The organism is Streptomyces varsoviensis, from assembly GCF_000718635.1.
GTDB classification, from domain to species: domain Bacteria; phylum Actinomycetota; class Actinomycetes; order Streptomycetales; family Streptomycetaceae; genus Streptomyces; species Streptomyces varsoviensis.
In genome coordinates this window covers 171,285-188,672 of record NZ_JOBF01000007.1, presented here as the reverse complement: position 1 = coordinate 188,672, position 17,388 = coordinate 171,285, and the positions used below count along the sequence as shown (strand labels likewise).

Annotated in this window: 14 protein-coding genes; 10 read left to right on the top strand and 4 right to left on the bottom strand. The window is 74.2% G+C overall.

What is annotated here, in order from left to right:
* Window positions 1–117 precede the first annotated feature (117 nt).
* The 6 genes from IF55_RS13160 to IF55_RS13135 all read left to right on the top strand — a co-directional run bounded on the left by IF55_RS13160 (window position 118) and on the right by IF55_RS13135 (window position 6,511).
* Window positions 118–1,482, top strand: a complete 1,365-nt coding sequence (locus IF55_RS13160; protein WP_030880146.1) for an enolase C-terminal domain-like protein — start codon at window positions 118–120, stop codon at window positions 1,480–1,482.
* Window positions 1,479–2,237 (top strand): SDR family NAD(P)-dependent oxidoreductase, encoded by a 759-nt coding sequence (locus IF55_RS13155; protein WP_030880144.1) that lies wholly within the window; start codon window positions 1,479–1,481, stop codon window positions 2,235–2,237. The genes IF55_RS13160 and IF55_RS13155 overlap by 4 nt, the downstream gene beginning before the upstream one ends.
* Window positions 2,234–3,241, top strand: coding sequence for an aldo/keto reductase (locus IF55_RS13150; RefSeq protein ID WP_030880142.1), 1,008 nt, complete (start codon window positions 2,234–2,236; stop codon window positions 3,239–3,241). Before IF55_RS13155 ends, IF55_RS13150 begins: the two co-directional genes overlap by 4 nt.
* A 387-nt stretch (window positions 3,242–3,628) precedes the next feature.
* Window positions 3,629–3,940 (top strand): L-rhamnose mutarotase, encoded by a 312-nt coding sequence (locus IF55_RS13145; protein WP_030880140.1) that lies wholly within the window; start codon window positions 3,629–3,631, stop codon window positions 3,938–3,940.
* 4 nt (window positions 3,941–3,944) lie between these two features.
* On the top strand, window positions 3,945–4,850 hold the full coding sequence (locus IF55_RS13140) for an amidohydrolase family protein (RefSeq protein WP_048831927.1): 906 nt from the start codon (window positions 3,945–3,947) through the stop codon (window positions 4,848–4,850).
* A gap of 101 nt (window positions 4,851–4,951) precedes the next feature.
* Window positions 4,952–6,511 (top strand): SDR family NAD(P)-dependent oxidoreductase, encoded by a 1,560-nt coding sequence (locus tag IF55_RS13135; protein ID WP_398244287.1) that lies wholly within the window; start codon window positions 4,952–4,954, stop codon window positions 6,509–6,511.
* A gap of 45 nt (window positions 6,512–6,556) precedes the next feature.
* On the opposite strand, the gene IF55_RS13130 is transcribed toward IF55_RS13135, so the two are convergent.
* Window positions 6,557–8,056 (bottom strand): SulP family inorganic anion transporter, encoded by a 1,500-nt coding sequence (locus IF55_RS13130; RefSeq protein ID WP_030880134.1) that lies wholly within the window; start codon window positions 8,054–8,056, stop codon window positions 6,557–6,559.
* 148 nt (window positions 8,057–8,204) lie between these two features.
* On the opposite strand from IF55_RS13130, the gene IF55_RS13125 reads away from it, so the two are divergent.
* Window positions 8,205–8,612 (top strand): MerR family transcriptional regulator, encoded by a 408-nt coding sequence (locus tag IF55_RS13125; RefSeq protein ID WP_030880132.1) that lies wholly within the window; start codon window positions 8,205–8,207, stop codon window positions 8,610–8,612.
* A gap of 374 nt (window positions 8,613–8,986) precedes the next feature.
* Here the strand turns inward: IF55_RS13125 and alaS are convergent, their stop codons facing one another.
* Together alaS and tsaD are read right to left on the bottom strand one after the other, a co-directional pair.
* Window positions 8,987–11,641, bottom strand: coding sequence for an alanine--tRNA ligase (gene alaS, locus IF55_RS13120; RefSeq protein WP_030880131.1), 2,655 nt, complete (start codon window positions 11,639–11,641; stop codon window positions 8,987–8,989).
* Window positions 11,642–11,670: 29 nt separating this feature from the next.
* The gene (gene tsaD / locus IF55_RS13115; RefSeq protein WP_398244350.1) at window positions 11,671–12,789 is read right to left on the bottom strand and encodes a tRNA (adenosine(37)-N6)-threonylcarbamoyltransferase complex transferase subunit TsaD; all 1,119 of its coding nucleotides are present in this window, start codon (window positions 12,787–12,789) and stop codon (window positions 11,671–11,673) included.
* Between the two features lie 444 nt (window positions 12,790–13,233).
* On the opposite strand from tsaD, the gene cbiE reads away from it, so the two are divergent.
* Together cbiE and cobM are read left to right on the top strand one after the other, a co-directional pair.
* Window positions 13,234–14,556, top strand: a complete 1,323-nt coding sequence (gene cbiE, locus IF55_RS13110; RefSeq protein ID WP_078644256.1) for a precorrin-6y C5,15-methyltransferase (decarboxylating) subunit CbiE — start codon at window positions 13,234–13,236, stop codon at window positions 14,554–14,556.
* On the top strand, window positions 14,553–15,356 hold the full coding sequence (gene cobM / locus IF55_RS13105; RefSeq protein ID WP_030880125.1) for a precorrin-4 C(11)-methyltransferase: 804 nt from the start codon (window positions 14,553–14,555) through the stop codon (window positions 15,354–15,356). Before cbiE ends, cobM begins: the two co-directional genes overlap by 4 nt.
* Window positions 15,357–15,358: 2 nt before the next feature.
* Here cobM and IF55_RS13100 read toward each other — a convergent pair whose 3' ends face one another.
* On the bottom strand, window positions 15,359–16,393 hold the full coding sequence (locus IF55_RS13100; protein WP_030880122.1) for a helix-turn-helix domain-containing protein: 1,035 nt from the start codon (window positions 16,391–16,393) through the stop codon (window positions 15,359–15,361).
* On the opposite strand from IF55_RS13100, the gene IF55_RS13095 reads away from it, so the two are divergent.
* Complete coding sequence (locus IF55_RS13095) at window positions 16,392–17,219, top strand: alpha/beta fold hydrolase (RefSeq protein WP_048831925.1); 828 nt, start codon at window positions 16,392–16,394, stop codon at window positions 17,217–17,219. The two genes, IF55_RS13100 and IF55_RS13095, sit on opposite strands and share 2 nt — an antisense overlap.
* The last annotated feature ends 169 nt before the right edge of the window (window positions 17,220–17,388 follow it).

Here is a 17,388-nt window from a genome sequence, read left to right as displayed (position 1 = left end):
GACCCGACCGCCCCGACCGCCCCGACCACGCCATCGCCCCTCACTACCTCGACGACAACGACCACGAAGAGCCCGGCGGCCGGCGACGGTCCTCCGCCCGACCCTGAGAGGCCCACCGTGTCCTCAACTGTCCCGCGCGTCACCGCGCTCGACACGTACGACATCCGGTTCCCCACCTCGCGGGAGCTCGACGGTTCGGACGCGATGAACCCGGACCCCGACTACTCCGCCGCCTACCTCGTGCTCCGCACCGACGCGGCCGACGGCGCCGAGGGGCACGGCTTCACCTTCACCATCGGCCGCGGCAACGACGTACAGGTCGCGGCGATCGGCGCGCTCCGTGCCCACGTCGTCGGCCGGCCCGTCGACGAGCTGTGCGCCGACCCCGGCTCCCTCGCCCGCGACCTCACCGGCGACAGCCAACTGCGGTGGCTGGGGCCCGAGAAGGGCGTGATGCACATGGCGATCGGCGCGGTCGTCAACGCCGCCTGGGACCTCGCCGCCAAACGCGCCGGCCTCCCGCTGTGGCAACTGCTCGCCGACGCCGAACCCGAATGGCTCGTCTCCCAGGTCGACTTCCGCTACATCACCGACGCGCTCACCCCCGAGAACGCCCTCCGCCTCCTGCGGCGCGGCCGCGCCGGAGCCGCCGAACGCACCGAGCGGCTGCTCGCCCGCGGCTACCCCGGCTACACCACCTCGCCCGGCTGGCTCGGCTACCCCGACGAGAAACTCACCCGCCTCGCCCGGCAGGCCGTCGCCGACGGCTTCACCCAGATCAAACTCAAGGTCGGCGCCGACCTCCACGACGACATCCGCCGGATGCGGGCCGCACGCGCCGCCGTCGGCCCCGGCGTCCGCATCGCCATCGACGCCAACCAGCGGTGGAACGTGCGCGAGGCCATCGAGTGGACCAACGCGCTCGCGGAGTTCGACCCCTACTGGATCGAGGAGCCCACCAGCCCCGACGACGTGCTCGGTCACGCCGCCGTCCGCCGCGCCGTCGCCCCCGTGAAGGTCGCCACCGGCGAACACGTGCAGAACCGCGTCGTCTTCAAGCAGTTGCTCCAGGCCGACGCGCTCGACGTCCTCCAGATCGACGCGGCCCGCGTCGGCGGCGTCAACGAGAACCTCGCCATCCTGCTGCTCGCCGCCGAGTACGGCGTCCCCGTCTGCCCGCACGCGGGCGGCGTCGGCCTCTGCGAGCTGGTACAGCACCTGTCGATGTTCGACTACGTGGCGCTCTCCGGCACCACCGAGGACCGAGTCATCGAGTACGTCGGCCACCTCCACGAGCACTTCACCGAACCCGTGCACATCCGCGACGGCCACTACGGCGCGCCGCTCGCCCCCGGCTTCTCGGCCACCATGCGGCCCGAGTCCATCGCCCGGTACAGCTACCCGGATGGCGAATTCTGGGCCGCCGACCGGGCGACGAAAGACGACGACGGAGACGACGGATCAGAAGGAGCAGTGGCATGACGGAATTCCAGGGCCTCAACGCCCTTGTCACGGGCGGCGGTTCGGGCATCGGGCTGGCCACGGCCCGGCTCCTCGCCGAGCGCGGCGCCCGCGTCGCCGTGCTCGACCTCGACCCCACGGCGGCCGAGGAGGCGAAACTGCCGGGATACGCGGCGGACGTCGCCGACGACACGTCCGTACGCGCCGCGGTCCACGCCGCCACCACCGACCTCGGCGCCCTCGACATCCTGGTCAACAACGCCGGCATCGGCGCCGCCGGGACCGTGGCCGACAACGACGACGAGGAATGGCGCCGCGTCCTGGACGTCAACGTCATGGGCGTCGTCCGCACGAGCCGGGCCGCCCTGCCGCACCTGCGGCGCTCCGCGCACGCCGCGATCGTCAACACCTGCTCCATCGCCGCCACCGCCGGGCTGCCGCAGCGCGCCCTGTACTCGGCGAGCAAGGGCGCGGTCCTCTCGCTGACCCTCGCCATGGCCGCCGACCACGTCCGCGAGGGCATCCGCGTCAACTGCGTGAACCCCGGCACCGCCGACACCCCCTGGGTCGGCCGACTGCTCGACGCGGCCGACGATCCCGAGGCCGAACGCGCCGCCCTGAAAGCACGTCAGCCGATGGGCCGTCTGGTGACGGCCGATGAAGTCGCCGCCGCCATCGCCTACTTGGCGAGCCCAGCCGCCGCATCCGTCACCGGCACGGCCCTCGCCGTCGATGGCGGAATGCAGGGACTGCGGCTGCGCCCGGCCGCGCGGTGAGGTCCCGCACCCTCGGCCGCGGCACCGTCCGCGTCACCGAGCTGTCCTTCGGCGCGGCCGGCATCGGCAACCTCTACACCCCCGTCAGCGACGCCGACGCCCGGGCGGCCGTCGACGCCGCCTGGGAAGCGGGCCTGCGCTACTTCGACACCGCCCCGCACTACGGCCTCGGCCTCTCCGAACGCCGCCTCGGCGCCGCCCTGCGCGACCGACCCCGCGCCGAGTACACCGTCTCCACCAAGGTCGGCCGGCTGCTGGCGGCCGACCCCGGCGCGGTGGGCGAGGACACCGCGGGCGGCTTCGCCGTCCCCGCCACCCACCGCCGGGTCTGGGACTTCAGCGCCGACGGCGTGCTGCGCTCCGTCGAGGCCAGCCTCGACCGGCTCGGCCTGGACCGCGTCGACATCCTGTACCTCCACGACCCCGACGACCACCTCCCGCAGGCGCTCGACCAGGCCTACCCGGCCATGGAACGGCTCCGCGCCGAAGGCGTCGTCGGGGCGATCGGCGCGGGCATGAACCACGCCGCGCCGCTCACCCGCTTCCTGCGCGACACCGACGTCGACGCGGTGCTCCTCGCCGGCCGCTACACCCTCCTCGACCAGAGCGGGCTCACGGAACTGCTCCCCGAGGCGGCGGCGCGCGGCAAGAGCGTGGTGGCCGGCGGCGTCTTCAACTCCGGGCTGCTCGCCGACCCGCGCCCCGGTGCCCGGTACGACTACGAGGCCGCGCCCCGGCCCGTACTGGACCGGGCGCTCGCCGCGCGCACCGTGGCCGAACGGCACGGCATACCGCTGCGCGCCGCCGCCCTGCACTTCCCGTTCGGCCACCCCGCCGTCGCGAGCGTCCTGCTCGGCGCCCGATCGGCGGGCGAGGTCCGCGACGGCGCGGAACTGCTGCGCCGGGCGCTGCCCGCGGGGTTCTGGGCCGAGCTGCGGGGGAGCGGGCTGCTGCCGGAGGGGGTGCCGGTGCCGGCTTCGGCGCCGGCGGGGGAGGGGGGTTAGCCGTCGCCGCTGGATGCTGGCCGTGCCCTCGTACGTACGGGACGCGCCCCCGCTGGTCAGGCATGCAGTCCGTCAGCGGGTGCGTCGTGGCCGGTCGCGCAGTTCCCCGCGCCCCTGGGGTCCGTGGTCTCCGCCGCGGTTGTTCGTCTGCGGGCCGCCGAGGGTTGCTCGCGCAGTTCCCCGCGCCCCTGGGGTTCGTGGTCTCCGCCGCAGTTGCTCGTCTGCGGGCCGCAGGGGGGTGCTCGCGCAGTTCCCCGCGCCCCTCGGGCCCGTGGTCTCCGTCGCAGTTGTTCGTCTGCGGGCCGCAGGGGGTTGCTCGCGCAGTTCCCCGCGCCCCTTCAGGGCGCTGCGTACGTCCGTACACCACCCATCGATCCAGGAGCTGCCATGAGGATCGCCCTGCACACCACGGTCCGCGCTGAGCGGATCGAGGAGTACGAGGCGGCGCACCGTGAGGTGCCCGCCGAGCTGGTGGCGGCCATCCGGGCCGCCGGTGCCACCGCGTGGACCATCTGGCGCAGCGGCACCGACCTCTTCCACGTCATCGAGTGCCCCGACTATCCGCGGCTGCTCGCGGAGCTGGAGAACCTGCCGGTCAACGTCGCCTGGCAGGCGCGGATGGGCGAGCTGCTGGAGACCGCCCACGACTACTCGCCGGACGGGGCCGCCGCCGGGCTGCCCGTCGTATGGGAGCTGTGACGCCATGACCACACCGCGTACGGGCCCCGCGGACGCGCTCCCGAACGGGATCGTGGACGCGCACCACCACGTCTGGGACCTGACGGTCCGGGACCAGGACTGGATCGCCGGAGACCGCATGGCCCCGCTGCGGCGGAACTTCGCCGCCGCCGACCTCCGGCCCGAGGCGGCGGCCGCCGGCGTCACCGCGAGCGTCGTCGTCCAGACGGTCACGGTGGCCGAGGAGACCCCGGAACTGCTCGCGCTCGCGGCGGACGACGCACTCATCGCCGGGGTCGTCGGCTGGACGGACCTCACCGCGCCCGATGTCGCCGACGCCCTCGCCGCCCTGCGCGAGCTGCCCGGCGGCGACCGGCTGGTCGCCATCCGGCACCAGGTCCAGGGCGAGGCGGACCCCGAGTGGCTGCTCCGCCCCGAGGTGCTGCGGGGGCTGGCGGCGGTCGCCGCGGCCGGGCTCGCGTACGACCTCGTCGTCCTCGACCACCAGTTGCCGGCCGCCCGGGCCGCCGCCGCGGCCCTGCCGGGGCTCACCTTCGTCCTCGACCACCTCGGCAAGCCGCCCATCGCCATCGGCGGGCTGCGGCCCTGGTCGGAGGCCGTGCGCGGGCTCGCCGTCCTGCCCAACACGGTCTGCAAGCTCTCCGGCATGGTCACCGAGGCCGACTGGCGGACCTGGACGGTCGACGACCTGCGCCCGTACGCCGACACCGTGCTCGACGCCTTCGGCCCCGACCGGTTGATGTTCGGCTCCGACTGGCCGGTCTGCCGCCTCGCCGCCTCCTACGCCGAGGTGCTGGCGGCGGCCCGGGAACTGACCTCCGCCCTCGGGCCGGCCGAACGCGCGGCGGTCTTCGCGGGGACGGCGGTACGGACGTACGGCCTGGGGAGAGACCTCGGTCAGAAGGGCTGATCCGCAGCCTGGCCCAGAACGTCAAGTAAAGTTCTGCTGAGGGTTGAACCGGGCCGTGGCCCGGACGGAACAGACGGACAGAGTGGGAAACGGCACCGGCGATGACGGTCACTGAAGAGAACAGGGCCGGTCAGGCGGCCGAGCACCCGGTACCGGCGGGGGAGCCCGCGATCCCGGCCCAGGCCGGTGACCCACGGCCCGGCGGCATGGATGGCACGGACGCACACGGGACCGGCATAGCCGCGGAGCGCATGGCCATCTGCCTGAGCGTCCTGGCCGAGCTCGACGGGCTGCCCGTGGACCACCCCGACGCCATCACGATCCGCCGTGCCACCTCCGGCATCTACCGCACGGTCAAGCAGCGCCGCCGCCAGGAGCGCCGGGCCGCGAAGACCGCGCACGACAAGGCGGTCACGGAGGCCACGGCCACCGGAGCCGCCGACCGCATCGACGACGAGACGCGCGGCATACCGCTGGCGGCCAGCTCGGCCGCGGAGATCGTCGGCATCCTGGAGCGCCCGCGCTCCTGCTACATCTGCAAGACGCGCTACGTCGAGGTGGACGCCTTCTACCACCAGTTGTGCCGTGACTGCGCGGCCCAGAACCGGGCACGCCGCGACGCCCGTACGGATCTCACCGGCCGGCGCGCGCTGCTGACCGGCGGCCGGGCCAAGATCGGCATGTATATCGCGCTGCGGCTGCTGCGCGACGGCGCGCACACCACGATCACCACGCGGTTCCCGAACGACGCCATCCGGCGGTTCAAGGCGATGGAGGACAGCGGGGACTGGCTGCACCGGCTCAAGATCGTCGGCATCGATCTGCGCGACCCCGCGCAGGTCGTGGCGCTCGCCGACGACGTGAGCGCGGACGGCCCGCTGGACATCCTGATCAACAACGCCGCGCAGACCGTACGGCGCTCCCCGCAGGCGTACCGCGAGCTGATCAACGCCGAGGCGGGGCCGTTGCCCGCGGGCGAACTGCCGCGTTCCGTCGTCTTCGGGGCGTTCGGCAGCGGCGCGCAGCCCGAGCTGCCCGGCCCGGCCATCGCCGGACACGACGCGCTGACCCCGCAGGCCCTCACCGATCTGGCGCTGACCAGCGGGTCCGCGTCGCTCGCGCGGGTCGAGGCGGGGACGGCGATCGACGCGGGCGGGCTCGTACCGGACCTCGACGCGACGAACAGTTGGATCCAGCGGGTGAACGAGGTCGACCCGGTGGAGCTGCTGGAAGTGCAGTTGTGCAATGTGACGGCGCCGTTCGTGCTGGTGAGCCGGTTGCGCCCGGCGATGGCCGCGGCCGCGGCGCGCCGCAAGTACGTGGTGAACGTCTCCGCGATGGAGGGCCAGTTCAGCCGCGGCTACAAGGGCGCGGGCCACCCGCACACCAACATGGCCAAGGCCGCCCTGAACATGCTCACCCGCACCAGCGCCCAGGAGATGCTGGAGACCGACGGCATCCTCATGACCGCCGTCGACACCGGCTGGATCACCGACGAGCGCCCGCACCCCGACAAGGTCCGGCTGGCGGCGGACGGCTTCCACGCCCCGCTGGACCTGGTCGACGGCGCGGCCCGCGTCTACGACCCCATCGTCCGCGGCGAGCAGGGCGAGGACCTGTACGGCTGCTTCCTCAAGGACTACGCGCCGTCCGCTTGGTGAGCGCGGCCCGACCGTGCGGCCGGGGCGCGCCCCTGAGCGGCTGAGTCAGTGGCCGACGAGCTCTCCGCCGAGCCGTTCCCGCATCCGGGCGCCGGCCTCGCCCAGGCCGGTGAACTCGACGCTCTTGCCGCGCCGCGCGTACTTGGCGGCGACGGCGTCCAGCGCGGACATGGCGGAGGTGTCCCAGACGCGCGTGCCCGACAGGTCGATGACGGCCGAGTCCGGGTCGCCCGCGTAGTCGAACCGGTCCACCACGTCGTTGGCCGAGGCGAAGAAGAGTTCACCGGTCACCGCGTACACGACCCGCCCGCCGTCCGGGTCGGCGACCGAGGTGACGGCGGTCGAGCGGGCCACGCGCCGGGCGAAGAGCGCCATGGCGACGAGCGTCCCCACGACCACGCCGATCGCGAGGTTGTGCGTGGCCACCACGCAGCCGACCGTCACGGCCATCACGGCGGTCTCCCCGGCGGGCAGCCGCTTGAGGGTCTTCGGGGCGATGGAGCGCCAGTCGAACGTGGCGACCGAGACCATGACCATGACGGCCACCAGCGCGGCCATCGGGATGTCGGAGACGACCGGGCCGAACACGATGCACAGGACCATCAGGAAGGCCCCGGCGAGGAAGGTCGACAGGCGGGTACGGGCGCCGGAGACCCGTACGTTGATCATCGTCTGGCCGATCATGGCGCAGCCGCCCATGCCGCCGAAGAAACCCGTCACGATGTTGGCGACGCCCTGGCCCACGGACTCGCGGGTCTTGTCGGAACGGGTGTCGGTGATGTCGTCGACCAGCTTGGCCGTCATCAGCGACTCCATCAGCCCGACCAGCGCCATCGCCAGGGCGTACGGGGCGATCGTCGTCAGCGTGTCGAGCGTGAACGGCACGTCCGGCAGCCCCGGCACCGGCAGCGCCGAGGGCAGCTCGCCCTTGTCGCCGACCGTCGGCACGGCGATGCCCGCGGCCACCGTGATGGCGGTGAGGATGGCGATGGAGACCAGCGGCGCCGGCACCGCCTTGGTGACCCGGGGGAAGAGCACCATCAGCGCCAGCCCGCCGATCACCAGCGGATAGACCGGCCACGGTACGTCCCGCAGCTCCGGCACCTGCGCCAGGAAGATCAGCACGGCCAGCGCGTTGACGAAGCCGACCATCACCGGGCGGGGCACGAACCGCATCAGCTTCGCGACGCCGAGCGCGCCGAGGGCGATCTGGAGGACACCGGCCAGGATCACGGTCGCGACCAGGTAGCCGAACCCGTGCTCACGGTTGACCGGGGCGATCACAAGGGCCACGGCGCCGGTCGCGGCCGAGATCATCGCCGGACGCCCGCCGACGACGGAGATGGTGACGGCCATCGTGAACGAGGCGAACAGGCCGATGCTCGGATCGACGCCCGCGATGACGGAGAAGGAGATCGCCTCGGGGATCAGCGCGAGCGCCACCACCAGGCCCGCCAGCACCTCGGTGCGCAGGGCCTTCGGCGACAGCCGGTACGTACGGGCGCGGCGCGACCACGCGGAGGGGGACGGGGCGGAAGAGGGCAAGGGGGAACCTGTCGGGCTGGGAAGGGGGTGGGGGCGCCGTGCATCATGGACCTGCGCGTCACGCGGCGGCCTCGGGCGCTCGGCAACTCTACCCTAACGTAAGGGTAGAGTCGTGGCGGCATCGGAACGAGAGGGCCAGGGGCAGGGCGTGGACGGCAAGCACATGCAGATCGGCGAGGTCGCCGAGCGGACCGAGCTGTCGCTCCGTACCATCCGGCACTACGAGGAGACCGGACTCGTCGTCCCCTCCGCCCGCTCCCAGGGCGGCTTCCGCCTCTACACCGAGGCCGATGTCGCCCGGCTCATGGTCATCCGCCGCATGAAGCCGCTCGGCTTCACGCTGGAGGAGATGCGCGACCTCCTCGCGGCCACCGATCGCCTCGACTCCGGCGACGCGCTCTCCGACGACGAGCGCTGCGCGCTGCTGGAGCTTGTCGGCGGGTTCGAGCGGGCCGCCGCCGAACGCGTCACGAAGCTGCGTACGCAGTTGTCCCGCGCCGAAGAATTCGCCGCCACCCTTCGCCAACGCCTTGCCGGCGCCCCGTCCCCCCAATAACCCGCGCCGTCCCCAGCCGGCCGCGCAGTTCCCCGCGCCCCTGGGGTGGCGTGACGCTGTCGGTCGGCCGCGGGCCGTGGGTGGCTCGTCGCGCAGTTCCCCGCGCCCCTGGGGGCGAAGCATGGTTGGTCCGCTGCAGGCCGTCAGTGGCTGGTCGCGCAGTTCCCCGCGCCCCTGAGGGGGCGGGCCTTGTCAATCGGCTGCGGTCCGCAGGTGATCGGCGGCGGTAGGGCCCACGGCCCTTAGGGGCGCGGGGAACTGCGCGAGCAATCCCCTGCGGCCCGCAGGCGGCCGACAGCGCTGGAGACCACGGGCCTCAGGGGCGCGGGGAACTGCGCGAGTAGCCACCCACGGTCCGCGGGCGACCGCCGTGGTCAGGGGGTGGACAGCAAGGCCGGCAAGCCGGCCAGCGCGGTGCCTAGGCGGTCGGAGGGGAGGCCGCCGCCTTGGGCGGTCTCGTCGTTGCCGCCGCCGCGTCCGTCGAGGAGCCCCTTGACGAGGGTGGCGGCGGACAACCCGGCGGCGCGCCCCGCTGCGTTCACGGCCACGACCACCACCGCCTTGCCCCCCGCCGTCGCCCCGATCGCGGCCACGCCGGGGCGCTCGCCCGGCAGCCGATCGCGTACGGCCGTCGCGAGGGTACGGGCATCGGAGCCGTCGCCGTCCGTGGTGGCGGTGACCGCGAGCGTCCCGTGGACATCCCCGGCGGCGGCCGCCAACTCGGCGGCGCGGCCGAGCGCGGCCCGCCGGTGCAGATCCTCGGCACGCTGGTCGGCGGCCTTGAGCCGGTCCAGGAGCGAGGCGACCCGGTCGGGCAACTGGGCGCGCGGCGCCTGGAGCTGCTCGGCGAGGCGGGCCACCAGGTCCCGTTCGCGGGCGAGGTAGCCGAAGCCCTCGACGCCGACGGCGGCCTCCAGGCGGCGCATGCCCGCGCCGACCGACGACTCGCCGGTCAGGGCGATGAGCCCGACCTGCGAGGCGTGCTCGACATGCGTGCCGCCGCACAGTTCGCGCGACCACGCGCCGCCGATCTCGACGACCCGCACCCGCTCCCCGTACGTCTCGCCGAAGAGGGCGAGCGCCCCGAGCTCCTTGGCCTCGGGCAGGGTCATCCACTTCACGTCCACCGGCAGATCGCGCCGCAGGGCGCGATTGGCCGCCTCCTCCACCTCGCTGCGGGCGCTCGGGCCGAGCGCGCCGCGCCAGGGGAAGTCCAGCCGCAGCGAGCCGGGCCGGTTGTACGAACCGGCCTGGAGCGCGGTCGGGCCGAGCACCTGGCGCAGCGCGGCGTGCAGGACGTGCGTGCCGGAGTGCGCCTGCCGGGCGCCGAGCCGCCACTCCGGGTCGACGGCGGCCCGTACGGCGTCACCGGTCGCCAACTCGCCCGCCGTGACCCGGACCTGATGGACCACCAGCCCCGGCAGGGGGCGCTGTACGTCCAGCACCTCGGCCTCCACCGACGCCCCGGTCAGCAGCCCCGCGTCGCTCTCCTGGCCGCCGGACTCCGCGTAGAACGGGGTGCGGTCCAGCACCACGGTGGCGATCTCCCCGGTCCGTACGACCGGCAGCGAGCCGTCCGCGCCGAGCACGGCCAGGACGCGGGAATCCGTCTGGAGGGTCTCCCAGGCGCGCCAGTCGGTGGGGCCGTTCGCGTCGAGGATGGTGCGGAAGGCCGAAGTGTCGGCGCTGACACCGGACTTGCGGGCCCGCGCGTCGGCACGGGCGCGCTCGCGCTGTTCGGTCATCAGCGCCGTGAACCCCTCGCGGTCCACCTCGACGCCCTGCTCCTCGGCCATCTCCAGCGTCAGCTCGACGGGGAAGCCGTAGGTGTCGTGCAGCAGGAACGCCTGCGCGCCCGGCAGCGAGTGCCCGCCGGACTCCTTGACCTTGGCGACGGCCGCGTCCAGCACCGTCGTGCCCTGACGCAGCGTCGAACGGAACGCGTCCTCCTCCGCGTACGCCTGCTGCGCGATGCGGTCGAACTCCTCGGCGACCTCCGGGTAGCTCGGCGCCATGCAGTCGCGGGCCACCGGCAGCAGCTCCGGCAGCGCCGGGTCCTGGTAGCCCAGCAGCCGCACCGAGCGCACGGCCCGGCGCAGGATGCGCCGCAGCACATACCCGCGGCCCTCGTTGCCGGGGGCCGTGCCGTCGCCCAGCAGCATCAGGGCGGTGCGCACATGGTCGGCGACGACCCGCAGCCGCACATCCGCCTGCGCGTCGGCGCCGTAGCGCGAGCCGGTCAGCTCGGCGGCGCGGTCGAGGACGGGCCGGGTCTCGTCGATCTCGTACAGGTTGTCGACGCCTTGCAGGAGCGTCGCCATGCGCTCCAGGCCCATGCCGGTGTCGATGTTGCGGCGGGGAAGTTCGCCGAGGATCGGGTAGCCGGACTTGCCGGCGCCCTCGCCGCGCTCGTACTGCATGAAGACGAGGTTCCAGAACTCCATGTACCGGTCCTCGTCCACGGCCGGCCCGCCCGCGCGGCCCAGCTCGGGGCCGCGGTCGTAATACATCTCCGAGCAGGGGCCGCACGGGCCGGGCACGCCCATGGACCAGAAGTTGTCCTCGTCGCCGCGCTCGACGATCCGCTCCGGCGGCAGCCCCGCGACGCGCCGCCAGATCTCGGCGGCCTCCGCGTCGGAATGGTGCACCGTCGCCCAGATGCGGTCCGGGTCGAGCCCGTAGCCCCCCTGCGCGACGGGCGTGGTGGACAGCGCCCAGGCGAAGCCGATGGCCTCTTCCTTGAAGTAGTCGCCGAACGAGAAGTTGCCGTTCATCTGGAAGAACGAGCCGTGCCGGGTGGTGCGGCCCACCTCCTCGATGTCCAGCGTCCGCACGCACTTCTGGACGCTCGTCGCCCGCGGCCACGGCGGCTGCGCCTCGCCCGCCAGATACGGCTTGAAGGGGACCATGCCCGCGTTGACGAAGAGCAGCGTGGGGTCCGGGGTGGGCAGTGGGGCGCTCGGGACCACGGTGTGGCCCCGCTCGGCGAAGAAGTCGAGGAAACGGCTGCGGATGTCGGCGGTACGCAAGTCGGGCTCCGAGGGGCTCGGGAGGGTGGTCAGGCGGCGCTGGTCGTACGGGCGGCCTTCGCCGCCCTCGCCGCCCGCGCCGCCTTGGCGGTCTTCGCGGTCTTGGCCGTGCCGTTCACGGGGTGCAGCGCCGCGTACTCCAACGGTGCCGACGGGTCGATGGACACGTCGAGCGGCGCGGGCTCGGCGCCCGCGCGCACCAGCAGGTCGCCGACCGCGGCGATCATCGCGCCGTTGTCGGTGCACAGCCGCAGCGGCGGCACCCGCAGGGTGATCCCCGCGGCATCGCACCGCTGCTGGGCCATCTCCCGTACGCGCGAGTTGGCGGCCACGCCGCCGACCACCACGAGGGTGTCCACGCCGTGGTCCCGGCAGGCGGCGACGGCCTTCTTGGTGAGCACGTCCGCGACCGCCTCCTGGAGGGAGGCCGCGCCGTCCTCGACGGGCAGCGGCCGGCCGCTCGCCCGGTGCTGCTCCGCCCAGCGGGCCGCGGCGGTCTTCAGGCCGGAGAAGGAGAAGGCGTACTTGTCGTCGCGCGGCCCGGTCAGCGGGCGCGGGAAGGCGACGGCGCGCGGGTCGCCCGTACGGGCCGCCCGGTCGACGGCCGGACCGCCGGGGTAGGGCAGCCCGAAGACGCGCGCGACCTTGTCGAAGCACTCGCCGGCCGCGTCGTCGAGCGTGTCGCCGAGGTGCACGATCGGATCGCGCGCCAGGTCCCGTACGAGCAGCAGCGAGGTGTGGCCGCCGGAGACGATCAGCACCATGCACGGGTCGGGCAGCGGGCCGTGCTCCAGGGTGTCGGCCGCCACATGGCCCGCGAGGTGGTGCACGCCGTACAGCGGCACGCCCAGCGAGTAGGCGAAGCCCTTGGCGGCGGCGACGCCGACCTGAAGGGCGCCCGACAGACCGGGGCCGGTGGTGACGGCCACGGCGCCGATGTCGGCCATCTCCAGCCCCGCCTCGGCGAGGGCCGCCCGTACGACCGGGGCGGCCGCGTGCACATGGGCGCGCGCCGCGATCTCCGGTACCACGCCGCCGAACCGCGCGTGCTCGTCCATACTGGACGCGACAGCGTGGCCCAGCAGCACACCGTCCTGGACCAGACCGGCTCCGGTCTCGTCGCAGGACGACTCGATTCCCAGCACCACCGGTGAACGCCCCACGCCACTGCCTCCCGCAATTGATCTGTACCTGCGAATTGTACGCAACCGGAACTCTGGCCGGTCCCGGCCGCGACCGGCACGCCACAGGTCAGTAGAGTTCGTTGCCGCTCCTGCCGCCTGCCGCGGCACCCGTCCTGACCTGCCCATTCTCCTACCTGTCCGTGGTCGTCGGCACACCCTGCGCAGTGCCGGCGCCCTCCGCCGCCCCGAGCCGTCCCACCCGCACCAGCCATTCTCGCGCCGTTGCCGCGGCGCTCTTGCGTGTTCGCCCGCCGTCCTGAACCATCTCGCCGTCCGTCACCATCCCGTCCCCCTCGCCAACCTCACGATCCTCACCATCTCGTCGCCCGCCCTCCGCCCGTTCATCCGCCCGTCCGTCTGTCCGCCCGTTCGCCGCGGGCCCTTCGCCGATCTCCGAGGTACGCCCCCGTGACCCCCGTTCCGCCGCCACCGCCCGAGACGACCCCCGGCGCGGTACCCGTGACGGTCGTGGGCATCGGCGCCGACGGCTGGCCCGGCCTCGCCCCAGCCTCCCAGGAAACCCTCCGCGCCGCCGACGTCCTCATCGGCGGGCCCCGCCAGCTCGGCCTCCTGCCGCCCGGCGAGTGCCCGGGGGAGCGGGTGGCCTGGCCCTCGCCGCTGCGGCCCGCCGTGCGCGGGCTCATCGAACGCCACGCCGGACGCCGCGTCACCGTGCTGGCCAGCGGCGACCCCATGTTCTTCGGCATCGGCCGCACGCTGACCGAGGTGCTGGGCACCGGCCGGCTGCGGGTCCTGCCGCACCCGTCCTCCGTCTCGTACGCCTGCGCCCGGCTCGGCTGGGCGGTGGAGGAGACCGAGGTGCTCAGCCTGGTCGGGCGGCCCGCCGCGACGCTCTCGGCGGCCCTGTACCCGGGCCGCCGGCTGCTCGTGCTCAGCGCCGGGGCCGGCACGCCCGCCGAGGTCGCCGCCCTGCTGCGGGACCGGGGATTCGGGCCGAGCCGGCTGCGCGTACTGGCGCGGCTCGGCGGCGCGGACGAGCACGTCACCGAGGGCGCCGCGGAGGGCTGGCCGCACCCGCCGGGCGACGCGCTCAACATCGTCGCGGTGGACTGCCGCGCCGCCGAGACCACCCCCGAGTCCGCGGCGAAGACGGCGCGGCTCGCGCTCACCCCCGGGCTGCCGGATCATTCGTACGAGCACGACGGTCAGTTGACCAAACGTCACGTGCGGGCCGCGACGCTCGCCGCGCTGGCCCCCGCCCCCGGCGAACTGCTATGGGACGTCGGCGGCGGCGCCGGCTCCATAGGCATCGAATGGATGCGCGCCCACCGGAGCTGCCGGGCCGTCAGCGTCGAGCGGGACCCCGTACGGGCCCGGCGCATCGAGCACAACGCCCACACGCTCGGCGTCCCCGGACTGCGCGTCGTCACCGGCCCCGCGCCGGCCTCGCTCGCCGAACTGCCCACGCCGGACGCCGTGTTCATCGGCGGCGGCCTGACCGCGCCCGGCGTGCTCGACGCGTGCTGGGACGCGCTGCGGCCGGGCGGCCGGATCGTCGCCAACACGGTCACCCTGGAGTCCGAGGCGCTGCTCGCCGACTGGCACCGGCGCCGCGGCGGCGAGCTGGTCCGCATCGCCGTCGCGCACGCCGTGCCGGTGGGCGGGTTCACGGGGTGGCGGCAGGCCATGCCCGTCACACAATGGGCGGCGGTCAAGTCCGGACCGCCGGCCCCGGCTGTCGAGAGTGCCGATCGAGGAGAAGAACGATGACGGTGTACTTCATCGGCGCGGGCCCCGGCGCCGCCGACCTGATCACGGTCCGCGGCGCGCGGACCCTGGCCCGCTGCCGGGTCTGCCTGTACGCGGGCAGCCTCGTCCCGCGCGAACTGCTCGCCGACTGCCCCGCCGACGCCCGGCTCATCGACACCGCGCAGCTCAACCTCGACCAGATCGTCGAGCAGCTCGTACGGGCGCACGAGGCGGGCGAGGACGTGGCGCGGCTGCACTCCGGCGACCCGTCGGTCTTCAGCGCCGTCGCCGAGCAGATGCGGCGCCTGGACGCGGCGGGGGTCCCGTACGAGGTGGTGCCCGGCGTGCCCGCGTTCGCCGCGGCCGCCGCCGCGCTCAACCGCGAGCTGACCGTGCCGACCGTCGGCCAGACCGTCGTCCTCACCCGCATCGCCCAGCAGGCCACCCCCATGCCGGACGGCGAGGACCTCGCCACCCTCGGCCGCAGCCGCGCCCTCCTCGTCCTGCACCTCGGGGCCCGCTACGTCGACCGCATCGTCGATCAGCTCCTGCCGCACTACGGCCCCGACTGCCCGGCCGCCGTCGTCGCCATGGCCAGCCGCCCCGACGAACTCGTCCTGCGCGGCACCCTCGCCGACATCGCGGGCCAGGTGAAGGCTGCGGGCGTGGTCCGCACCGCCGTCATCCTCGTCGGCCGCTCCCTCGGCGCCGAGCAGTTCCGCGACAGCCACCTGTACTCCACCGCCCGTACCCGCCCGCACGGCCCCTGCGCGGCGGCCGCCTCCAGCGGGGGCACGGCGCCCGGCGGGTCGAGGGGCTGACCTCACCGGGCGGTCGCCGCCGACTGCCAGGCGCCCGGGCGCAGGCCGGTCGCGTTGCGGAAGAACACCGAGAAACCGGACGCGTCGGGAAAGCCGAGCACCCTGGCGCAGCCGGCCGCGGTGAGGCGGTCGTGTGCGAGGAGCCGTTTGGCCTCCAGGACGAGCCGGTCCACGATGTACGCCTTCGCCGTACGGCCGGTGGCCTGCTGCACCGCTCTGGAAAGGGTGCGGGGCGCGTAACCCAGCGCCCGCGCGTAGTAACCGGCGTCGTGATGCTCCCGGAAGTGCGCCTCGACGCTGGACCGGAAGCGCGGGAACGTCGGATTCGGTGACCGCGCGCCGCCGTGCGGCGGCCGGAGCCGGGCGATGAGGGCGGACAGCAGGATCGCGGGCAGTTCCGCGAGGGAGTCCGCGGGGGAGGCGCCCTCGGGTGAGATGCCCCCGGGTGAGATGCCCGCGGGTGAGGCGCCTTCGGGCTCCGGGCCGGCTCCGGGCGGGGCGTCTGCGGGCTGCGGGGCGGAGGCTTCGAGGCGAAGGTGGTTCCGCGCGGCGTCGACGTACGGCCACTCGGCGTCGGGAACACTCCACCGCGCGACCGGATCGGGGGATGCGACGAGATTCCGGGTGGCGGGCGTGACCGGCGCGGTCGGGACGAACAGCACGACGTCCCCCGCCACGTCCGCGATGTCGTCCCACCGGTGCACCGCACCGGGAGGGATCCACACCGCGCATCGTCCGCCGAGCGAGTGCCGCAGAAAGTCCACCGTGACCGCTCCGCACCCGGCATCCACGACAGCGAGGACATGGAAGTCGGCTCGCTGCGTGCCGCCGTCGTTCAGCTCGCGCAGCCGCTCGAACGTCATCGTCTCGACAGCGGCGCCACCGCTCCCGACCGGTTGGTAGGTCATCTGGCGGATCGCGGTCACGTGTCCAGTTTCCACCATCGGCCGACCGGTCCGGCCGATGCCCCGAGGGGGCCGCCGAGATTCACTGGAGGAGCGGAAAGACCGCAGCACGACCCTGATCGGGGAACTCATGACGTACACGACGCGGCAGCCCCTCCTGCCCACTTACGACCATCGGCCGGGTAGCGGGCCGACCCTGGTGTTTCTGCACTACTGGGGCGGTTCCGCCCGCACCTGGGACCCCGTCGTCGACCGCCTCCCGGGCCGCGGCGTACTCACCCTCGACTTCCGCGGCTGGGGCCGCTCGCGCGACCTGCCCGGCCCGTACACGCTGCGCCGTCTCGCGGACGACACGCTCGCCGTGCTCGCCGCCGCGGGCGTCACCGACCACGTGCTCGTCGGGCACTCCATGGGCGGCAAGGTCGCGCAACTCGTCGCGGGGGCCCGGCCCGACGGCCTCCGCGGCATCGTCCTCGTCGGCCCCGGCCCGGCGAAGCCCGCCGCGCACATCACCCCCGAGTACCGGGCCGGGCTCTCCCACGCCTACGACTCCGACGAGTCCGTCGCCGGCGCGCGGGACGCCGTCCTCACCGCGAGCGAACTGTCCGACGCGGCGAAGTCGCGGGTCGCGACCGATTCGCGGGCCGCCGCCGAGGCCGCCCGCACGGAGTGGCCGCTGCGCGGCATCGCGGAGGACATCACCGAACACACCCGCCTGATCGGCGTCCCGGCCCTCGTCGTCGCCGGGGAGCGGGACCGCGTCGAGCCCGTCGACGTGCTCCGCGACAACCTGCTGCCCTACCTGCCCGGGGCCGGCCTCACCGTGATCCCGCGCACGGGCCACCTGATCCCCCTGGAAGCCCCGGCGGACCTCGCCGACGCGATCACCGCCTTTGTGCGGGCGATTTCCGACCGGGCGAGGCCCGGCCTGCCGGCGTCGCGCGCCACCGGCTCGTAACCCTTCGGGGGCCACCGGCTCGTAACCCTTCGGGGGAGGGAACAGCGGGCGCGGGCCCCGGTGCCGGGTGCGCGCTGGGGTGCGCCGTCCGCGCCGGGGTTCGCTTCCCGCGCGCCGGACAATCGACTTTCGCGCCCCGCTCGGCCGGCGTCACCGGCCGGGCACTTGG